Below are 17,407 nucleotides of genomic sequence, written 5' to 3'. Positions count from 1 at the left end.
TCCAGTCCTGTGAAGCCCGTGTGCAGCCCGTTGCGCAGGGGAAAGGAGCGCCGGTTAAGGTCACTCCCACTGTGTTCACTCACCTTGTGTTCAGCGTTGCGGGGGCGGCCTCAGCCCAGCGAGGAGGACGAACGTGCGCCTGAGTCTGACCGTCGTCGACCCGATCGGCGGGGCCAGCGCCGACGTGGTGCTCGACGCCGATCCGGAGTCGTCGGTCGGCGACATCACCCGGGAGCTGGCGCGACACGTCGGTCTCGACGGCGGCGCGCAGATCATCCCCATCGGCGGACACGTCGGCGGGCAGGCGAACCCCGGGGGCGCACCGCTGGCGTACGTCGACGGCTACCCCCTCGACCCCGCCGCGAACATCGTCGGTTCCGCGCTGCGCGAGGGCGCCGTCGTCAGCCTGCACGACCCGGCCGGCTGTCTGCTCGGTGAGCCGACGGGGATCGTCGAGTTCCGGGTGGCCGGCGGCCCTGCCGCGGGCGCCGTGCACCGGCTCGGCGTGGGGCGGTACGACATCGGCAGCGGTCCGGCCGCGACCTTGCGGATCGAGGATCCCGAACTCGCCGCGCGCGCGGCCACCTTGTCCATCGCCATCGACGGCACGTGCGATGTCACCCTGCACGGCGTCGACAAGAAGGACGCGTCCAAGAAGAAGGACGAAGCCGAAGACAACGACGGCGACCGTCCCCGTCTCGACGGGGAGGACTTCGACGGCGGCTCCTGGCCCCTCGGGTCCCAACTCGCCCTCGGCAACACCCTGTTGGAGATCGACGGCTACAGTCCGCCGAACGCGGCCCTGAAGTGGTCGGAGGACGGCGCCGGGCTCGACTACAACCGGCCTCCTCGGCTGCGCCCGGCGGAGCGCAAGACACAGTTCCGGCTGCCCTCTCCGCCCAGGGAGTACGAGGCTCGGCCGCTGCCCTGGCTGATGGCGCTGTTCCCGCTGGTCGGTGCCGTGGTCTCGGTCATGATCTTCGGCCGCTGGTACTACATGATCATGGCGCTGATGAGCCCTCTGATGCTCTTCGGCAACTACTTCATGGACAAGAAGCACGGGCGCAAGTCCCATGCGAAGCAGGTCAAGGAGTACAAGGAGACCAAGGAGCGGATCGAGAAGGACGCCGAGGACGCGCTGCGTCTGGAGCGGCTCGACCGGCGCAGGGACATCCCCGACCCGGCCGCCGTGCTGGCCTTCGGCACCGGGCCGCGTACCCGGCTGTGGGAGCGGCGGCGCACCGACGCCGACCATCTGCTCCTGCGCGTGGGCACCGGCCGGGTCCGCTCCGAGGTCGTCCTCGACGACCCCGAGCAGGACGAGCACAAGCGTCAGGTCACCTGGAAGATCCAGGACTCGCCCGTCGCGCTGCCGCTGCGGGACCTCGGGGTCGTCGGTATCGCCGGGCCCGGTGACTCCGCCCAGGCGCTCGGGCGGTGGGCCGTCGCCCAGACCGCCGTGCTGCACAGCCCGATGGACGTGCAGTTCTATGTGCTCACCGAGAACGAGGCGCACCCGCGCTGGGACTGGGTGCGCTGGCTGCCGCACGCCCGCCCGGCGAGCGGCCAGGACGTCAACGTCCTGATCGGGACGGACGCCGAGACCGTCGGCGCGCGCGTCGGCGAGCTGACCCAGCTGCTCGACGCCCGGCAGAAGGCCCTCAAGGAGAACAACAGCAGCGGCGGCGGTCCCGCGTTCTCCGACCCCGACATTGTCGTCGTATGGGACGGGTCGCGGCGGCTGCGGTCGATGCCGGGTGTCGTACGGCTGCTGCGGGAGGGCCCGGCCGTGGCCATCTACGCGATCTGTCTGGACGAGGAGGAGCGGTTCCTGCCCGGCGAGTGCCAGGCGTACGTCGTCGCCGAGCCGCGGCGCCTCGAGGAGACCGCCGCCGCGTCGGTGATGGGCGTGCCGCAGACCGCGGCCGGCGGCTTCCCCTCCTTCCAGGCCTGGCACCAGGGCGCCCGGCAGGACCGGCAGGACACCGAGCAGGCTCTCGAACTGCGGCTGCGGGTCGAGCAGACCGGCTCCCGCCGCAGGACCGACGTCCGGCCCGACTTCGTCTCCGCCGCCTGGTGCGCACGGCTGTCCCGGTCGCTGTCGCCGCTGCGGGACATCAGCGGCGAGACCGAGGACTCCGCGCTCCCGTCCTCCAGCCGGCTCCTCGACGTGCTCCAGCTGGAGCCGCCGACGCGTGACGACATCGCCGCGCGCTGGCGCATGGGCGGGCAGTCCACCATGGCGGTCATCGGCGAGTCGTACGACGGTCCCTTCGGCATCGACCTGCGGCGCGACGGCCCGCACGGACTCATCGCCGGTACGACCGGTTCCGGTAAGTCGGAGCTGCTGCAGACGATCGTGGCCGCGCTCGCGGTCGCCAACACCCCCGAGAACATGACGTTCGTCCTCGTCGACTACAAGGGCGGATCCGCGTTCAAGGACTGCGTCAAGCTCCCGCACACCGTCGGCATGGTCACCGACCTCGACGCCCATCTCGTCGAGCGTGCCCTGGAGTCGCTGGGCGCGGAGCTGAAGCGGCGCGAGCACATCCTCGCCGCCGCCGACGCCAAGGACATCGAGGACTACCAGGACCTGGTGCGCCGGGACCCGTCCCACGCGCATGTGCCCCGACTGCTCATCGTCATCGACGAGTTCGCGTCCATGGTCCGTGACCTGCCCGACTTCGTCACCGGCCTGGTCAACATCGCCCAGCGAGGCCGTTCTCTCGGCATCCACCTCCTGCTGGCCACCCAGCGGCCCAGCGGTGTCGTGTCGCCCGAGATCCGCGCCAACACCAACCTGCGGATCGCGCTGCGCGTGACCGACGCCGGTGAGTCGACCGACGTCATCGACGCGCCCGACGCCGGGCACATCGCCAAGAGCACCCCCGGTCGCGCGTACGTCCGGCTCGGCCACGCCTCCCTCGTCCCCTTCCAGTCGGGCCGTGTCGGTGGCCGCCGTCCGGGTGCCGCCGATCCCGCCGCGCTCGCGCCGTGGGCCGGTCAGCTGGCCTGGCAGGACCTGGGCCGGGCCGGGCTCAGCAAGCCCAAGTCCGAGGCGCGTGAGGACGACGAGATCACCGACCTCAAGGTGCTGGTGGACGCCGTAAGGGAGGCCAACCAGGCGCTGGGCATCCCGGCCCAGCACTCCCCGTGGCTGCCCGCTCTGGACGAGATGCTGCTGCTGGACGAGATTCCCGCGGTGCAGGGCCGGGGGTCGCTGCCGGCGGCGCCGTACGGTATCGAGGACCTGCCGTCCGACCAGGCCCGCCGCCCGGTCGTCGTCGACTTCTCCACCTTCGGGCACCTGCTGGTCGCCGGCGCCCCGCGCAGCGGCCGCTCGCAGGTGCTGCGGACGATCGCCGGTTCCCTGGCCCGCACGCTGTCCAGCGCCGATGTCCATCTGTACGGCATCGACTGCGGAAACGGCGCCCTGAACGCGCTGACCAGCCTGCCGCACTGCGGTGCGGTGGTCAGCCGTAACCAGCAGGAGCGCGTCATCCGGCTCTTCAGCCGGCTGACCGGTGAACTCAACCGACGCCAGGAGCTGTTGGCGGAGAAGGGTTACGCCGACATCGGCGAGCAGCGTTCGTTCGCCGCCGAGGACGAGCGGCTGCCGCACATCGTGGTGCTGCTCGACCGCTGGGAGGGCTGGCTGCCCACCCTCGGCGAGTACAACCACGGTGACCTCACCGACCAGGTGATGGCGCTGATGCGGGAGGGCGCGAGCGTCGGCCTGCATCTGGTGATCACCGGCGACCGCCAGCTGCTGACGGGGCGGATCTCCTCGCTGACCGAGGACAAGTACGGTCTGCGGCTGGCGGACCGCGGCGACTTCTCGATGCTGGACATCAACGCCCGCAAGATCCCCGAGGAGATCCCGCCCGGCCGCGGGTACGCCAGCGAGACGGCCACGGAGACCCAGTTCGCGCTGCTGGCCGAGGACACCACCGGTCAGGGCCAGGCCGCGGCGCTCGTCGCGATCGGCGAGGCCGCGGCCGCGCGGGACGCCGAACTGCCGCGCTCGCGCCGCCCGTTCCGGGTGGACGTGCTGCCCAGCCGGATCTCCTTCGCCGACGCCTGGGCGATGCGCGACCCGGCGACGAGCGCCTCGCCGCTCTGGTCCCTGGTGGGTGTCGGCGGCGACGAGCTGACCGCCTTCGGCCCCGATCTCTCCCAGGGCGTCCCGGCGTTCGTGATCGGCGGCCCCGCGAAGTCCGGACGCAGCACGGTGCTGCTGAACATCGCGCGGTCCTGTCTCGCCCAGGGCGTACGGCTGATCCTCGCCGCCCCGCGTCCGTCCCCGCTGCGTGAACTGGAGGGGCAGGAAGGTGTCCTGAAGGTCTTCACGGGCCGGGACATCGACGAGGACGAGATGGAGGAGCTCATCGGCTCGGCCAGCCCCGAGCAGCCGATCGTCACCCTCGTCGACGACGCGGAGGTGCACGACGACTGCGACGCCGAGGACATCTTCAAGCGCATCGTGGAGCGCGGTGTCGAGGAGGGCCTCGCCGTCGTCATCGCCGGTGACGAGGAGGAGATCTGTGACGGCTTCTCCGGCTGGCAGGTCGACATGAAGAAGGCCCGCCGCGGCATCCTGCTGTCCCCGCAGGACAGTTCGGCGGGCGAGCTGATCGGCATCCGCACGAACCGGAGCATGGTCGGCGGCCAGATCACCCCGGGCAAGGGCATGCTGCACCTGGGCACCGGGGAGCACCTGACCGTCACGACGCCGATGTAGAGGTAGATGTAGCGGACCGGAAACCGGAAACGCGAAAGGACCTCGGGATGCATCCCCGTCCCGCGGCCCTTTCGGTTTCTCAGACTGCCGCCAGCGCGTAGAACTCCGGTCCGTTCGACACCAGCAGTCGGTTGCCGGCGAGGGCTACCTGCCACGGCTCGCCCCAGAAGGCTTGAGGTCGCGGTGGATCAGACCCGCCGCGTGGATCTCCTGAAGGGCCGCGGCGAGCCCCGCGGCCAGCGCGCGCACGGTCCGCTCGGGCAGCGCTCCGTGCGCGGCGACCACGTCCGTGAGGTCCGGGCCGAGCACGTACGACGTCGCCAGCCACGGCAGTCGCGCCTCGGGGTCGGCGTCCACGACGGGAGCGGTGTAGCGGCCGGAGACGGCCTTCGCTATCTCGACCCATGACGGAACCGGCTCCGGAAGTCGGCGTCCGCCGCCAGATCCGGGCGGACGTCCTTCACGGCGACGGTCCGGCCACCGGGCGTACGGGCGAGGTGGACCCGCCCCATGCCACCGGCCCCGAGCCGCCGCAGCCTGCGGTAACTCCCCAGCCCCCGCGGGTCGTCCGGCTGCAATGTCTCCAAACGCCCGAGGGCAGTGGAAAGCGGACGGGCCCCGGCATCACGCCGAGGCCCGTCCTCACGCAATCCGTGCCCTAGTAGTACGAGTTGTACGCCTTGCCGCTGTAACACGTCGACTGCGGGCTCGTCCCGTGCACGTCCTCGACCTGGACACGCGCACTGACGATGCCGTCGTCGTGCGTGGCGGTGGTCGTCCAGGTCTTGTTGGAGCCGTTGCCGTCGCGGAGTTCGCGCCACTTGTAGGTGTAGCGGTTGCCCTCGCCGGTGGTGATGTCGAGGCGGATGCGGACCCAGTTGCTGTCCGCCTCGGTGTCGGCCAGGATCAGCGCGACATCCATGCTCTTCTTGCTGTTCCAGTCCCACTGCATGCCACCGCTGGCTCCGCCGTCCGATGTGGAGCAGCTCTTCACCAGTGCGGCGGCCGAAGCCGAGGGCGCCCCTGCGACGCCGAGTGCGGCGGCGGTGGCGGTGGCGGCCAGGAGCGCGACGATGTGACGGCGCACGTGTTCCTCCCCGTGGTAGATCGGTCAGCGGGGACTGTATCCCAACTGGCGTTCGACGCACGGTTTTTGGCCACCGCCGACGATCTACGGCTGGAGCAGTTCCACCTTCACGTCCGCGGCGAAACCCGTCGTCGGTCCCACCCGCCGCGCGAACTCCGCGACCGCCTCCAGCTGCGGTCCCCCGAAGCGGAAGTCGAGGGTGGTGAAGTACCGCTCCAGGACCTGCTCGTCGAACTCCTCCCAGCGTGCCGCCTGTTCGGCGACCTTGCCGACCTCGTCGAGCGACAGGTTCCGGGAGGCGAGGAAGGCCTGGTGGACCTTGCGGGTGATCGCCGGTTCGCGTTCCAGGTAGTCCTTGCGGGCCGCCCAGACCGCGAAGACGAACGGCAGGCCGGTCCACTGCTTCCAGAGCGCGCCGAGGTCATGCACCTCGAGGCCGTACTTCGGGCCGTCGAGCAGGTTCGCCCGCAGTGCGGCGTCGCCGATCAGGACCGCCGCCTCGGCCTCCTGCATCATCAGGCTGAGGTCGGGCGGGCAGGTGTAGTAGTCGGGGCGTACGCCGTAGCGGTCGGCCAGGAGGAGCTGGGCGAGGCGGACCGACGTACGGGAGGTGGACCCGAGGGCCACCCTCGCGCCGTCCAACTCGTCCAGCGGGACCTTCGAGACGATCACACAGGACATCACCGGGCCGTCGCAGCCGACGGCGATGTCGGGGAAGGCGACGAGGTCGTCGGCGTTGCGCAGGAACTCGACGAGGGTGATGGGACCGATGTCGAGATCGCCTCGCACCAGCTTCTCGCTGAGCTTCTCCGGGGTGTCCTTCGTCAGCTCGAAATCGAGGAGTGTGCCCGTTCTCGCGAGCCCCCAGTACAGGGGCAGGCAGTTCAGGAACTGGATGTGGCCGACGCGCGGCCGGGTGCGTGAATTGTCCACATCGTGAGGCTAGACCCTGTTGGCTGCCGTACGATGGGCACCCCCACCGTCAACCCGACACGAGCGAGATCAAACGTCCGGGTGACGTGATCTTGGCCTCTGTTGCTTTCGGCTGGTCACATGCTAGGCTCGCCGCAAGTTGCAGTTTGGTTTCCCTTGCAGTACAGAGCCTGCGGAGCATGTGACCGCGGGCTCTAGTCGTATTCAGAAGTATGCAGTTGTGCAGCACCGTTTCACACTTGCAGGTTCTGGAGCAGGGCAACCCTTTGGGCCCAAGGAGGGCTTATGGCTACCGGAACCGTGAAGTGGTTCAACGCCGAAAAGGGCTTTGGCTTTATCGCCCAGGAGGGCGGCGGCCCGGACGTCTTCGTCCACTACTCCGCCATCAACGCGAGCGGTTTCCGTTCGCTGGAGGAGAACCAGCAGGTCTCCTTCGACGTGACCCAGGGCCCGAAGGGCCCGCAGGCGGAGAACGTCACCCCCGTCTGAGACTCCTGAGTCTCTGATCCGGACCTGAGTGCAGTACCCAAGGAGCCCCGTGCCGCAAGGTAACGGGGCTCCTGCCTTTTCCTACATGTGCTGCATGACCAGCACGAACGTCGTCCCGGGCAGCAGCGCCTCATAGGAGTGCGCCACATCCCCGCGATACGCCATGTAGTCCCCGGGCTCCAGCTCGACCTCCTCGCCCTTCGGCCCCGCCTTGACCCGACCGGTGCTCACGATCAGGTGTTCGACCGAACCGGGGATGTGCGGCTCCGAGTCACGGGCCGCGCCGGGCTCCGCGGTGATCCGGTAGATGTCCCGCCGCGCTCCGGGCGGACTGGAGGAGAGCAGCGCGCCGACGTAGTTCGCCTGCTCGGACGCCACCGACGGTCCCTGCCCCGCCCGGATGACCTGCACCGACGGCGCCGGCGGCTCCACCAGGGCACTGAACGGGACCCCCAGCGCCACCGCCAGCGCCCACAGCGTCTCCACGCTCGGGTTCCCGCCGCCCCCCTCCAGCTGCGACAAGGTCGACTTCGCGATCCCGGCCCGTTTGGCGAGCTCGGACAGCGAGAGCCCGACGCGGGCGCGTTCCCGCCGCAGCGAGGCGGCGATCCACTCCAGGGGCAGTCGGGCGGGCGGCTGGCTGTCGGACATGCTGTTCGCTCCATCGGTACGAACGTTCGCCTTGACGAACGAGGCCTCTCCTGTCCACTGTAGAGAACATGCGTACGGCAGAGCGAACACCGCGCTTCCCCTTCGCCCCGGATCTGGTCCGGGACGCCTCCCTCGTCTGGCTCGCCAGCGGCGTCGTCGGCGTCTCCTTCGGCGCGATCGCCGTCGCCGGCGGGTTGCCGGTGTGGGTGCCGGTGGTGATGTCCCTCGTCGTCTACGCGGGCTCCGCCCAGTTCAGCGCGGTCGGTGTGCTGCTCGCCGGTGGCGGCCCGCTCGCCGCGGCGGCGACCGGTCTGCTCCTGAACACCCGCACGGCGGCCTTCAGCCTCGCCGTGGCCGACACCCTCGGCGAGGGCCGGCTGGCCCGGCTCGTCGGGGCGCACCTCGTCACCGACGAGACGGTCGCCTTCGCCCTCGCCCAGAGCGATCCGGTACGACGCCGTACGGCGTTCTGGGTCTCGGGGCTCGGCCTGTTCGCCGTGTGGAACATCGGTGTCCTGGCCGGCGCCCTCGCCGGCGACGCCCTCGGCGACACGGCCCGCTACGGCCTGGACGCGGCCTTCCCCGCCGTCCTCGTCGCCCTGGTGCTGCCCGCGCTGCGCAGGGACGCGGCCGTACGACGATCCGCGGTGCTCGGCGCCTGCGTGGCGCTGGCCCTGGCTCCCGTCGCCCCGGCGGGCGTCCCCGTGCTGCTGGCCCTGGCGGGACTGTTGGTCTTCGGCCGGAGGCGGTCGGCATGAGCGCGACGGTCGCCATGATCCTGGCGCTGGCGGTCGGGACGTACGCCTTCCGGCTGGTCGGCCCCGCCCTGCACGGACGCGTGGAGCTGCCCGCACGCGTGCAGGAGCTGCTCTCCGCCGGTGCCGTCGTGCTGCTGACCGCCCTGCTCGCGACGGGCGCGCTGACCGAGGGCGGCGGCTTCGCCGGATGGGCGCGGCCGATCGGGGTGCTGGTCGGGGGTGTGCTGGCGTGGCGCAGGGCACCGTTCGTGGTGGTGGTGCTGGGGGCGGCGGGAACCGCGGCGGTGTTGCGAGCGTTCGGAATGGCGTAACGGATCTTCAGGGGGACGATCAGTGCGGAAGCATGAACACGAAGAGGGCGGCGGATCCACGGCCGACAGCCGCTGGGCGCTCTGTGTATCTGTCGGGCTGTCGCTCGGCACGGCTGTCGGCCTGCTGCTGGGGATGGACGTCTTCGACGACCTCGGACTCGGGCTGGCCCTGGGGATCGGGCTGGGTACGGCCGTGGGGGCGGGAGTCGGCATGGGGCTGACGCGACGGCAGGGCGAGTAGGCGTCCGCCGGGCAACAAGCCTCCGCCGGGAGGCCGTTGTCAGTGGGGGTGGCTAGGGTCCCGGAGCATGACCGACTCCGATTTCCTGACCAGTACCCGGGCGTTCTACGACACCGTCGCCGAGGACTACGCCGAGCGCTTCCGCGGCGAGTTGACGGTGACGCCGATCGAGCGGGGGCTGATCAACGCCTTCGCCGAGCTCGTGGGCAAGGGCGCCGCGGTGGCCGACCTCGGGTGCGGGCCGGGGCGGGTGACCGCGTACCTGGACTCCCTCGGGCTGTCGGTCCACGGGCTCGACCTGTCGGCGTCGATGGTGGCGATCGCCCGGCGGGAGAACCCGGGGCTGCGGTTCGAGCAGGGGTCGATGCTGGACCTGGACGCGGCCGACGGGTCGCTCGCGGGGGTCGTGTCCTGGTACTCGTCCATCCACACCCCTGTGGAAAAACTTCCCGCCCTCTTCGCCGAGTTCTGGCGGGTCCTGGCCCCGGGCGGCCATCTGCTCCTCGCCTTCCAGGTCGGCGACGAGCCGAAGCGGCACGACCGGCCCTTCGGCCATGACGTGATCCTCGACTTCCAGCGGCGGCGGCCGGAGGCGATCGTGGACCTGCTGGAGGCGGCCGGGTTCGCGATGGTCTCGAGGACGGTGCGCGAGCCCGGCCACGAGTGGGAGTCCACGCAGCAGGCGTTCCTGATCGCCCGCAGACCCGCCTAGAGATCCCTGGCCGCGATGTAGCCGAAGGTCATCGCCGGGCCGATCGTCGAGCCGGCGCCGGCGTAACTGCGGCCCATGACCGCCGCGCTGGCGTTCCCGGCGGCGTACAGGCCGGGGATGACCGAGCCGTCCTCCCTCAGCACCCGCGCCCGGGCGTCCGTGCGCAGACCGCCCTTCGTGCCGAGGTCGCCGGGGACGATGCGGAAGGCGTAGTAGGGAGGCAGCCAGAGGGGGGCGAGGCAGGAGTTGGGGAGGACGGAGGGGTCGGTGTAGTAGTGGTCGTAGGCGCTGTCGCCGCGGTGGAAGTCGGTGTCCGTGCCTTGCCGGGCAAGGGAGTTGAAGCGGTCGACGGTCGTGCGCAGCGCGGCCGGCGGGACGCCGATGGCGGTGGCGAGGGCATCGAGACTCCAGGCCTTCTTGGCGGCGCCCGAGCTGTACCAGTCGTCGGGCAGGACGAAGGTCGGCGCGACGTCCTTGAAGAGGTACCGGTTGCGGTAGTTCTGGTCGGCGATCAGCCAGGCCGGGATGTCGGGGTCGGTGGGGTTGCGCTCGTACATGGTGTGGACGACGTCGCTGTAGGGACCGGCCTCGTTGACGAAGCGACGGCCGGCGGCGTTGACGAGGAGCGTGCCCGGGAGGGTGCGTTCGGCGAGACAGAAGTACGGTTGGCCCGGGAGCGGGATGGCGGGCCCCCACCAGGCGTCGTCCATGAGGGCGACGCCCGCGCCGACGCGCTGCCCCGCCCGTATGCCGTCCCCGGTGTTCTCCTTGGCTCCGACGGTCCAGTCGACGCCGATGGGCTGCTGCTGGTACTGGGTGCGCATGGCGAGGTTGTGCTCGAAACCGCCGGAACCGACGATGACGCCTCGGCGCGCCCGGTAGAGACCGCCGGGGACCACCGCCCCGGCCACGGTGCCGTTCTCGACGAGGAGGTCGGTGAGCGGGGTGTTCAGCCTGACCGGCACGCCCGCGTCCAGCAGCCCCTTGCGCAGTCCGGCGGCGAGCGACTGCCCCATGGTGAGGGGCGTCTGCCCGAGCGTGAGCGCCTTGGTGCCGCGGGCCAGACACTCCGTGGCGACGGCGAGGCCCTTGGCACTGACCGCGGAGAGGGCGAGCCACTTGTAGTCGGCGCTGAAGACCACCATGCCGTCCGGGACGGCCATGTACGGCGGGTTCAGACGGGCGAGTTCGGCGCCCAGGATATTGCCGTCGAGGTAGTCGGGCTCGATGGAACGCCCGTTGGGCAGACCGCCCGGCAGCTCCGGGTAGTAGTCGCTGTACCCCTCCATCCAGCGGAACCGCAGCGGGCTGTTGGCCATGACGAAGGAGAGCATGGCGGGGCCGTTGGCGAGGAAGGCACGCTGCCGGTCCGCGGGGATCTCGGGGCCGACGACCGCGGCGAGATAGGCGGCGGCCTTAGCGGGGGTGTCCGGTACACCGGCGGCGAGGATCACGGGGTTGTTGGGGATCCAGATGCCGGCCCCGGATCGGGCCGCGGACCCGCCGAAGGTGGGCGCCTTCTCCAGGACGACACAGCTCAGGCCCCGTTTGGCGGCGGTGAGGGCGGCGGTCATGCCGGCGGCGCCGGAGCCGATGACGACGACGTCGTACGTCCCGAGGAGGGGCAGGTCGGCGGCGCGGGCGCTCTGCTGCACCCCGGTCGCGACGGCCAGTCCGGCGGCCGCGGTGGTGCCGAGGAGCTGCCTTCGGGTGGGTCTCGGTCCTGCGGGGTCCGCGCTCGTGGTCGTCATGGTTGCTCCCGCCCGGTATCGGGTTTTCTGAGGGTGTGTCAGAAAGGGGAATGTGACGCGGGGACCATGTGAAGTCAAGGGCCGTGCAAGGGGGTTGGGCCGAGGAGTACGGAGAGACAGTCCTCGTGGGCGGGCCGGCTCAGGAGCGCGCGGAAGCGGGTGAAGAGGGCGAGCAGGCCGGGGCCGTGGCGGTCCCGGAAGGCGGGGTCCTCGGCGGCGAGGTCGATTTCGTTGGCGGCGGTGAGTTCGGCGAAGTCCTGGCGGAGGGCGGGGCCGGGGACGTATGCGCGCCCGGTGAAACGGTCGTGGAACGGCGAGCCGGGAACCGCGAGCGTCGGATACGTGGCCTCGCGGTCGCAGCTCGCGTAGAAGTACACGATCGCCTCCGCCTCCTCGCCGATCGCCGCCATGAGATCGGAACGCCGGTCGAGCGGAAGCAGTACCCGCGCGAAGCCGTCGGTGCCGTAGAAGGCATGGCACAGGCCCGCGAGTTGGAGGGCGGGGCAGGCGTCCCAGGCGGCGAGCCGGGCGCGGACGCGGTGGAGGTGGGCGAGGAGCGTACCGCCGGGGTGGGCAATGCTCGCGGCGCCCAACTCCCTCAGAAGGGAATCGGCTTCAGCCATCGGGTCGTAGGCCATGGGGGCGTCCCTTCAGCCGGGTGGGTCGGCACCCGCTCCGTCCCGGGGTGGAGCGGGTTGCCGCCCGTTGGGCCCTGGGTTGATCGTGGTACACCCGCTGAGGCCAGTCAATCCTTGGGATTTGTCGCTGGACCCAAGTGTTAGCTTGGGTCTCATGACCCTCGACGACCTGCGGGTGTTCGTGGCGGTGTGCCGGGCCGGGAGCCTGAGCGCGGTCGCCCGGGAGCTGGGGTGTACGCAGTCCGCGGTGAGTCAGCATGTGAAGCGGCTGGAGCGGGAGACGGGAGTCGCGCTGCTGGAGCGGCAGCCGCGGGGCGTCTCGCCGACACCGGCGGGCCGTCTGCTGGAGGCGGCGGCCGCGGAGGGCATCTCCGGACTGGACCTCGCCGTACGGCAGTTGCGCGATCTGGCCGATGGGCAGAGCGGGTTCGTGCGGGTGGCCACGGGGGCGACGACCGTACGGCACTTCATGGGGGACGCGGTCGTGGAGTACCGCCGCCGGTATCCGCGCGTGAACCTGGAGTTCCGTACGGTGAGTTCGGGGCGTGGCAGCTTCGACGCGCTGGCGGACGGCACGCTGGACCTGGCGTGGATCACGCTCGGACCGCCGGTGCGGGGCATCGAGCAGCGGATGGTGTCGGAGCTGCCGTGGGTGCTGGCGGTGCGTGCCGACGATCCGCTGGCGGAGCGCGGGCGGGTGCAGGCGGCGGCCGACCTCACGGACGTACGCCTGACAGGGCTGCCGCCGAACTCCGCCTCCGCCGCCCATCTGGACGCGGCCTGAGCGGAGTTGGGGGTGCGGTTCGCCTACGACACGAGCGTCGCCGACTGGGACACGGCCTTGCTGTTGGCCGAGCTGGGGGTGGGGCGGGCGGTGGTGCCGGTGCTGCCGGGGCTGGCGGAGACGGGGTCGGGTGAGCTGAGGCTGATCCCGTTGCCGGATCTGCGTCCGCTGCCGGTGGGGTGGGCCGTACGGCGGTGGGATGCGCTGAGTCCGCCGGCGCGGGCGTTCGCGGACACGGTGGTGGAGTGGCGGGGGCGGCGGGTGAGCGGAAGTTCGTGAAGCGGCCAGGGTGAGATGGCGGTGGTGCTGCCGTCCGGGAGAGCAACACCACGATCAGCCGTCCCCACCAGTCATCACTGCGGGAACGCGGCCACCACCTCAAGGTCCTTGGCGCCGGTGGCCGTGATGCCGCCGGCCCTGCCGGGCAGCAGGGCGCTCGGGTCGTAGTAGTTGCTCGACACCAGCAGGTCCTTGTCGCCGTCGCGGTCGATGTCGCGCAGGCGGACGTAGGAGCCGAAGCGGTCGTACTCACTCGCGTCGCCGGGGACGCCCGCCGTCGCGCGGGTGAACCACTGGGAGTTGGTGCCGGTGAGTCCGGACCTGGCGCCGCGCAGGACGTGCACGCCGCCCGCGTCCTCCATCGAGCCGACCTTCTCGGAGGGCACGCCGACCGCCAGGTCCGGGTACCCGGCGCCGTCGGTGTCACCGGCGGAGAGGGCGGAGCCGCACCCCGCCGGTCCCCTCGTGGACCTCTCCCCCACCACTTGGTCCGCCTTCCTCTCAGGGGACCTGCCCGGCAAGCGGCGCTAGCGCCTCCGCCGCTGCCAGGGAGCGCGCGGCCTCCAGGCGTACGTCCTCGTCCTTGTCCGCCTCGGCCCGTTCTCGTAGCAGTGGGATCGTCGCCGGGTGGGCGGGCCAGCCGTAGGCGAGGGACTGGACGGCGGCGATGCGCGGCCAGGGATGGGGATCGGCGACGGCCCGGTCCCGCAGGAACGCGGCGCCGTTCTCCGACGCCTCCTGCACGGCCCACCATTGCAGGGCGTCGGCTCGGATCCTGGGATCGGGATCGTCCACTGCTCGGTCCCCGAAGACCTCGCGGGTGGTGTCTTCGTCTCCCGCAGTCGTGGCCAACAGCGCCAGTGCCACCTCGCGGACCGACAGGTGGGGGTCTTCGGCCGCACGGCCACGGATCGCGGCACCGATGTCGACCACGCCTCGGTAGTACCTCGTCACACGCAGCGCCTCCGCCCGGACCTTCGGCTCCGGGTCATTCACCAGCCGGTCGAGTGCCAGCTTCCACGTGGCGGCCTCGTGGCTCCGGTACCCGCACAGGGCGGTCAGGGCGGACTCGCGCACCTCTCGGTCGGGGTCGCCGAGAAGATGCCTGCGGACCAGCCGCCAGGTCTCCTCCTTGTCCCTCCCCAGCTTCACCAGCCCATTGAGCGCGGATTCCCGAACCTGGCCACTGGCTTCCTCGGCGAGACGCTCGCGCAGGAACTCCCAGGTGCCGGGGTGGGACCCCGTCGTCTGCGCCATCACCGTGCATGCCACCGACCGGACCCGTGGGTTCGGGTCCCTGAGCGCCCGCCGACGGAGGAAATCCCATGTGTCGGCATCGTCGCGGCCGAGGGCTCGCAACCCGTACAGGGCGTCCGACCGGACAAGCCAGTGCTCGTCCTCGACGGCGACTCTGCGGGCGAGCTCCCACTCGCCCTTCTCCTCGACCATCAACAGCATGGCCCTGTTACGGGCCATGTCGTACGGATCGTCGGTCGCCCTGCCGCGTACCAGCGTCTGAATGCCCTCATCGTCGAGCAGACTCTCCAGACCTCCGACCGCGCGTTCGCGAACACTGTCCTCGGAATCCTCGACGGCCAGCCGGCGCAGCAGTGTCCTGACCGCCGGGTCCTGAATTCGGTACTCGGCGAGCAGGCTCACCGCTTCGGCACGCTCCTCCGCGGCGCCCTCGGAACCGGCGAATTCGACGATGGGCTCCCACAGGGCCTCGGCGTCGTCCCGCACGGACAGCGCGAAGGCGCGCACGATCAGCGAAGGGTCCTCGGTGGAACGGTCCTTGACGAGTTCGCCGACGTCGGCCCCCTCGACCTCGCACAGAAGCTCCAGCGCCGCTTTGCGCACGTACTCGTCCGGTTCGGCCACGGCTCCCTCCCGGAGCAGCCCGCGAACGCTCTCCTCCGCACCCCAGCGCGCCGCCAGCATCTCCAGCAAAGCCTTACGGCCATGCGGCACATCGGCGAGCACAGCCATGACCTGCGGCCATGCCGGTCCTTGATAGAGCCCGGCCGCGATCCTCCCGGGCTGCGGCCGGTACTTGAACTGGCCGCGCAGATGAAACCAGCGCAGGAGTCTGCCCCTCCCACTCCAGTGCGGCGGAAACGTCCTGAGTGCGGAGGCGATGTCCCCGTCCCCGTCCAACAGGCCAAATGTCGAGTCCGCCGCCTCCAAGCCCATGATGATCGCGTCCACCACGGCTCTGCTCTGCGTCGCCAGCGCTCCGAGCCTGCGTACCTCGGCCAGGGCGCGCACCGTCAGGGCCAGCAAGTCCCCCTTCCACAGCCCACCGACCCGCCGCCGGTGCAGCTCCAGCAGCCGATCGACCGCCGCCCCCGCCTCCCGCTCCCCGAGCTGCCCGACGACCAGCAGCAGCACCTCGTGCCACGCCGGATCCTCCGCATGCCCCGCGAAGATCTCCTCGATGAACTCCTCCGGCGTCCACTCCCGCTCCCGCGTGTACCGCCGGTCGATGTCCACCGCCGCCAGGTACTCCAGGAACGCCCGATGGACGAAGCCGTACACCCCGCCCCCGTAGTGGCTGAGGATGAAGTTCCGTTCCCGGAACTGCCGCACCATCGTCCGGGCCGCCGACACCGCCTGGGCGACGGGGAGTTCGTACTGCTCGCGCAGGTAGTCCTTGAACGTGTCCAGCAGCACGTCCTGGTGGATGTGGTTGCCCGCGATGCCGCCCTCACCGTCCTGCATCCGCCGTGCGACCAGCCGCAGCAGCTCGTGCCGGTCCTCGTCGCCCAGGTACGACAGGGCTTCGGCCTCGTCGGGCGCGCGCAGGTGCTTGGCGTGTTCGTCCCAGTGGGCGACCAGGACCGCGACGGCGTGCCGGTAGACGCCCTGGCGGTCGCGCGGCAGTTCCCGGCGGCGGCCGATGATGGCGAGGATCGTCAGCAGGAGGGGGTTGCCCGCCAGTTCACCCACGGGGCGGGACTGGCTCACCGCGTCGGTGAGTCGTCGGCACAGCCGGGCGGCGCGCTCCTCGTCGTACGGGTAGGCGGTGGCGTACCACTGCCGGGCGAACCGTTCGATCTGGCGGACGTTGAGGTCCTGGACCATGTGGTGCGAGAACCCGGCACGCTCCAGGACGCCCCGTCGATAGCCGATGACGCGCGAGGTCACCACCACCCGGACCCCGCGCGCCCCGCCGTACCGTCCGGCGAAGTCCGCGATGCGATGGCTCACCTGCTCGCGGGCGGCGGGGTCGAAGAGTTCGTCCAGGCCGTCGAAGACGACGACGGCCCGCCCCTCGGCCAGCAGCCGCTCCACGACCGGCACCGGCGGGGCCATACCCTTCGTGCCGTGCAGATACCTGAGGAAGTCCTCGCAGGTCCGCTCCCGCCACTCTCCCACCGCGTACTCCCGCAGCTCCACGACGAGGGGTACGAGACCCGCGAGCGGTTCCAGTGGGTCGCCCGGCGGAACCTCTCGGGTGAGCGTGAGTGCCAGGTGCCGGGCGAGCGTCGACTTGCCCGCGCCCGGGTCCCCGAGCAGCACGAGACGCCCCTCGCCCGGGTCGGCCAGCACCTCCAGGACATCGCGTGCCGGACGTTCCGCGTACGCCTGCCGGGCACGGTCCAGCGCATCCCGTTCCAGACCGGGCGGCAGGCTGGACGGCCACTCCCCGGCGTCCACGAGCCGCTGCCGGATGTCCCTCGGCAACTCCAGCGGCGGCGGGTCCGCACGCACGGCCGGCGCCACGAACACCTCGTCCAGGCCGACGGGCGGGTGCTCGCCCGCCTCCGTGGGGATCAGGACGTCCAGGTCCAGACGGCCGTAGGTCTCACGGATGCGGGTGGCATAGCGCCGCAGCGCCTCGTCGATCTCCGCACCGGTCGGCGCCACCGGCTCCGGCACCTGCTGCACGTACTGGTTCTCGATGTACGTCGCACTGCTGCCGTCCCCGGTCACCACGGCCCTGGCATCCCCCGCCGCCCCGACCGCCCGCTCCCCACCCGCAGCAACCCGCTCCGCTTCCCGCCCCATGCCAGGACGGTAGCGTTCCCG

Annotated in this window: 13 protein-coding genes and 2 pseudogenes; 7 read left to right on the top strand and 8 right to left on the bottom strand. The window is 71.1% G+C overall.

The features are described 5' to 3' along the window. Window positions 1-133 precede the first annotated feature (133 nt). Window positions 134-4,741 (top strand): FtsK/SpoIIIE domain-containing protein, encoded by a 4,608-nt coding sequence (locus tag OG381_RS26995; protein WP_327718659.1) that lies wholly within the window; start codon window positions 134-136, stop codon window positions 4,739-4,741. A gap of 165 nt (window positions 4,742-4,906) precedes the next feature. On the opposite strand, the pseudogene OG381_RS26990 reads toward OG381_RS26995, so the two are convergent. The 3 genes and pseudogenes from OG381_RS26990 to OG381_RS26980 all read right to left on the bottom strand — a co-directional run. Further along, window positions 4,907-5,328, bottom strand: a pseudogene (locus tag OG381_RS26990) (protein kinase domain-containing protein); the annotation flags it as partial. A gap of 71 nt (window positions 5,329-5,399) precedes the next feature. Next, entirely contained in the window at window positions 5,400-5,828 is a 429-nt protein-coding gene (locus tag OG381_RS26985) for a hypothetical protein (RefSeq protein ID WP_046261393.1), read from the bottom strand. Between the two features lie 84 nt (window positions 5,829-5,912). Continuing rightward, window positions 5,913-6,761: a menaquinone biosynthetic enzyme MqnA/MqnD family protein gene (locus OG381_RS26980; RefSeq protein ID WP_327718658.1), complete on the bottom strand. Its 849-nt coding sequence runs from the start codon at window positions 6,759-6,761 to the stop codon at window positions 5,913-5,915. Window positions 6,762-7,046: 285 nt separating this feature from the next. Between OG381_RS26980 and OG381_RS26975 the strand changes: the two genes are divergently transcribed. Further along, window positions 7,047-7,250 (top strand): cold-shock protein, encoded by a 204-nt coding sequence (locus tag OG381_RS26975; protein WP_003992177.1) that lies wholly within the window; start codon window positions 7,047-7,049, stop codon window positions 7,248-7,250. Between the two features lie 81 nt (window positions 7,251-7,331). On the opposite strand, the gene OG381_RS26970 is transcribed toward OG381_RS26975, so the two are convergent. Continuing rightward, window positions 7,332-7,901: a helix-turn-helix domain-containing protein gene (locus tag OG381_RS26970; protein WP_307027369.1), complete on the bottom strand. Its 570-nt coding sequence runs from the start codon at window positions 7,899-7,901 to the stop codon at window positions 7,332-7,334. Window positions 7,902-7,969: 68 nt separating this feature from the next. On the opposite strand from OG381_RS26970, the gene OG381_RS26965 reads away from it, so the two are divergent. The 4 genes from OG381_RS26965 (at window position 7,970) to OG381_RS26950 (ending at window position 9,923) form a co-directional block, all read left to right on the top strand. After that, on the top strand, window positions 7,970-8,659 hold the full coding sequence (locus tag OG381_RS26965; protein WP_327718657.1) for an AzlC family ABC transporter permease: 690 nt from the start codon (window positions 7,970-7,972) through the stop codon (window positions 8,657-8,659). Beyond that, the gene (locus OG381_RS26960) at window positions 8,656-8,970 is read left to right on the top strand and encodes an AzlD domain-containing protein (protein ID WP_327718656.1); all 315 of its coding nucleotides are present in this window, start codon (window positions 8,656-8,658) and stop codon (window positions 8,968-8,970) included. Before OG381_RS26965 ends, OG381_RS26960 begins: the two co-directional genes overlap by 4 nt. 22 nt (window positions 8,971-8,992) lie before the next feature. Further along, complete coding sequence (locus OG381_RS26955) at window positions 8,993-9,211, top strand: hypothetical protein (protein ID WP_327718655.1); 219 nt, start codon at window positions 8,993-8,995, stop codon at window positions 9,209-9,211. Between the two features lie 67 nt (window positions 9,212-9,278). Beyond that, on the top strand, window positions 9,279-9,923 hold the full coding sequence (locus tag OG381_RS26950; RefSeq protein WP_327718654.1) for a class I SAM-dependent methyltransferase: 645 nt from the start codon (window positions 9,279-9,281) through the stop codon (window positions 9,921-9,923). Here the strand turns inward: OG381_RS26950 and kstD are convergent. Continuing rightward, complete coding sequence (gene kstD, locus OG381_RS26945) at window positions 9,920-11,674, bottom strand: 3-oxosteroid 1-dehydrogenase (protein WP_327718653.1); 1,755 nt, start codon at window positions 11,672-11,674, stop codon at window positions 9,920-9,922. The two genes, OG381_RS26950 and kstD, sit on opposite strands and share 4 nt — an antisense overlap. Before the next feature lie 74 nt (window positions 11,675-11,748). Continuing rightward, window positions 11,749-12,312, bottom strand: a complete 564-nt coding sequence (locus tag OG381_RS26940; RefSeq protein WP_327718652.1) for a DUF6817 domain-containing protein — start codon at window positions 12,310-12,312, stop codon at window positions 11,749-11,751. Window positions 12,313-12,466: 154 nt separating this feature from the next. Here OG381_RS26940 and OG381_RS26935 point away from each other — a divergent pair. Beyond that, a pseudogene (locus tag OG381_RS26935) lies at window positions 12,467-13,375 on the top strand (LysR family transcriptional regulator). A 74-nt stretch (window positions 13,376-13,449) separates the two neighbouring features. Here the strand turns inward: OG381_RS26935 and OG381_RS26930 are convergent. Next, window positions 13,450-13,860: an FG-GAP repeat protein gene (locus OG381_RS26930; RefSeq protein ID WP_327718651.1), complete on the bottom strand. Its 411-nt coding sequence runs from the start codon at window positions 13,858-13,860 to the stop codon at window positions 13,450-13,452. Window positions 13,861-13,876: 16 nt separating this feature from the next. Beyond that, entirely contained in the window at window positions 13,877-17,386 is a 3,510-nt protein-coding gene (locus tag OG381_RS26925; RefSeq protein WP_327718650.1) for a HEAT repeat domain-containing protein, read from the bottom strand. Window positions 17,387-17,407 lie beyond the last annotated feature (21 nt).

The sequence above is a fragment of the Streptomyces sp. NBC_00490 genome (assembly GCF_036013645.1).
Classification (GTDB): domain Bacteria; phylum Actinomycetota; class Actinomycetes; order Streptomycetales; family Streptomycetaceae; genus Streptomyces; species Streptomyces canus_F.
This window is presented reverse-complemented; position numbering and strand designations above follow the sequence as displayed.

What these genes read in the sequence shown, in the direction of transcription:
- OG381_RS26975 (WP_003992177.1), top strand. Translation starts at nt 7,047, where the DNA reads ATGGCTACCGGAACCGTGAAGTGGTTCAACGCCGAAAAGGGCTTTGGC.
- OG381_RS26970 (WP_307027369.1), bottom strand. Translation starts at nt 7,901, where the DNA reads ATGTCCGACAGCCAGCCGCCCGCCCGACTGCCCCTGGAGTGGATCGCC.
- OG381_RS26965 (WP_327718657.1), top strand. Translation starts at nt 7,970, where the DNA reads ATGCGTACGGCAGAGCGAACACCGCGCTTCCCCTTCGCCCCGGATCTG.
- OG381_RS26960 (WP_327718656.1), top strand. Translation starts at nt 8,656, where the DNA reads ATGAGCGCGACGGTCGCCATGATCCTGGCGCTGGCGGTCGGGACGTAC.
- OG381_RS26950 (WP_327718654.1), top strand. Translation starts at nt 9,279, where the DNA reads ATGACCGACTCCGATTTCCTGACCAGTACCCGGGCGTTCTACGACACC.
- kstD (WP_327718653.1), bottom strand. Translation starts at nt 11,674, where the DNA reads ATGACGACCACGAGCGCGGACCCCGCAGGACCGAGACCCACCCGAAGG.
- OG381_RS26940 (WP_327718652.1), bottom strand. Translation starts at nt 12,312, where the DNA reads ATGGCCTACGACCCGATGGCTGAAGCCGATTCCCTTCTGAGGGAGTTG.
- OG381_RS26925 (WP_327718650.1), bottom strand. Translation starts at nt 17,386, where the DNA reads ATGGGGCGGGAAGCGGAGCGGGTTGCTGCGGGTGGGGAGCGGGCGGTC.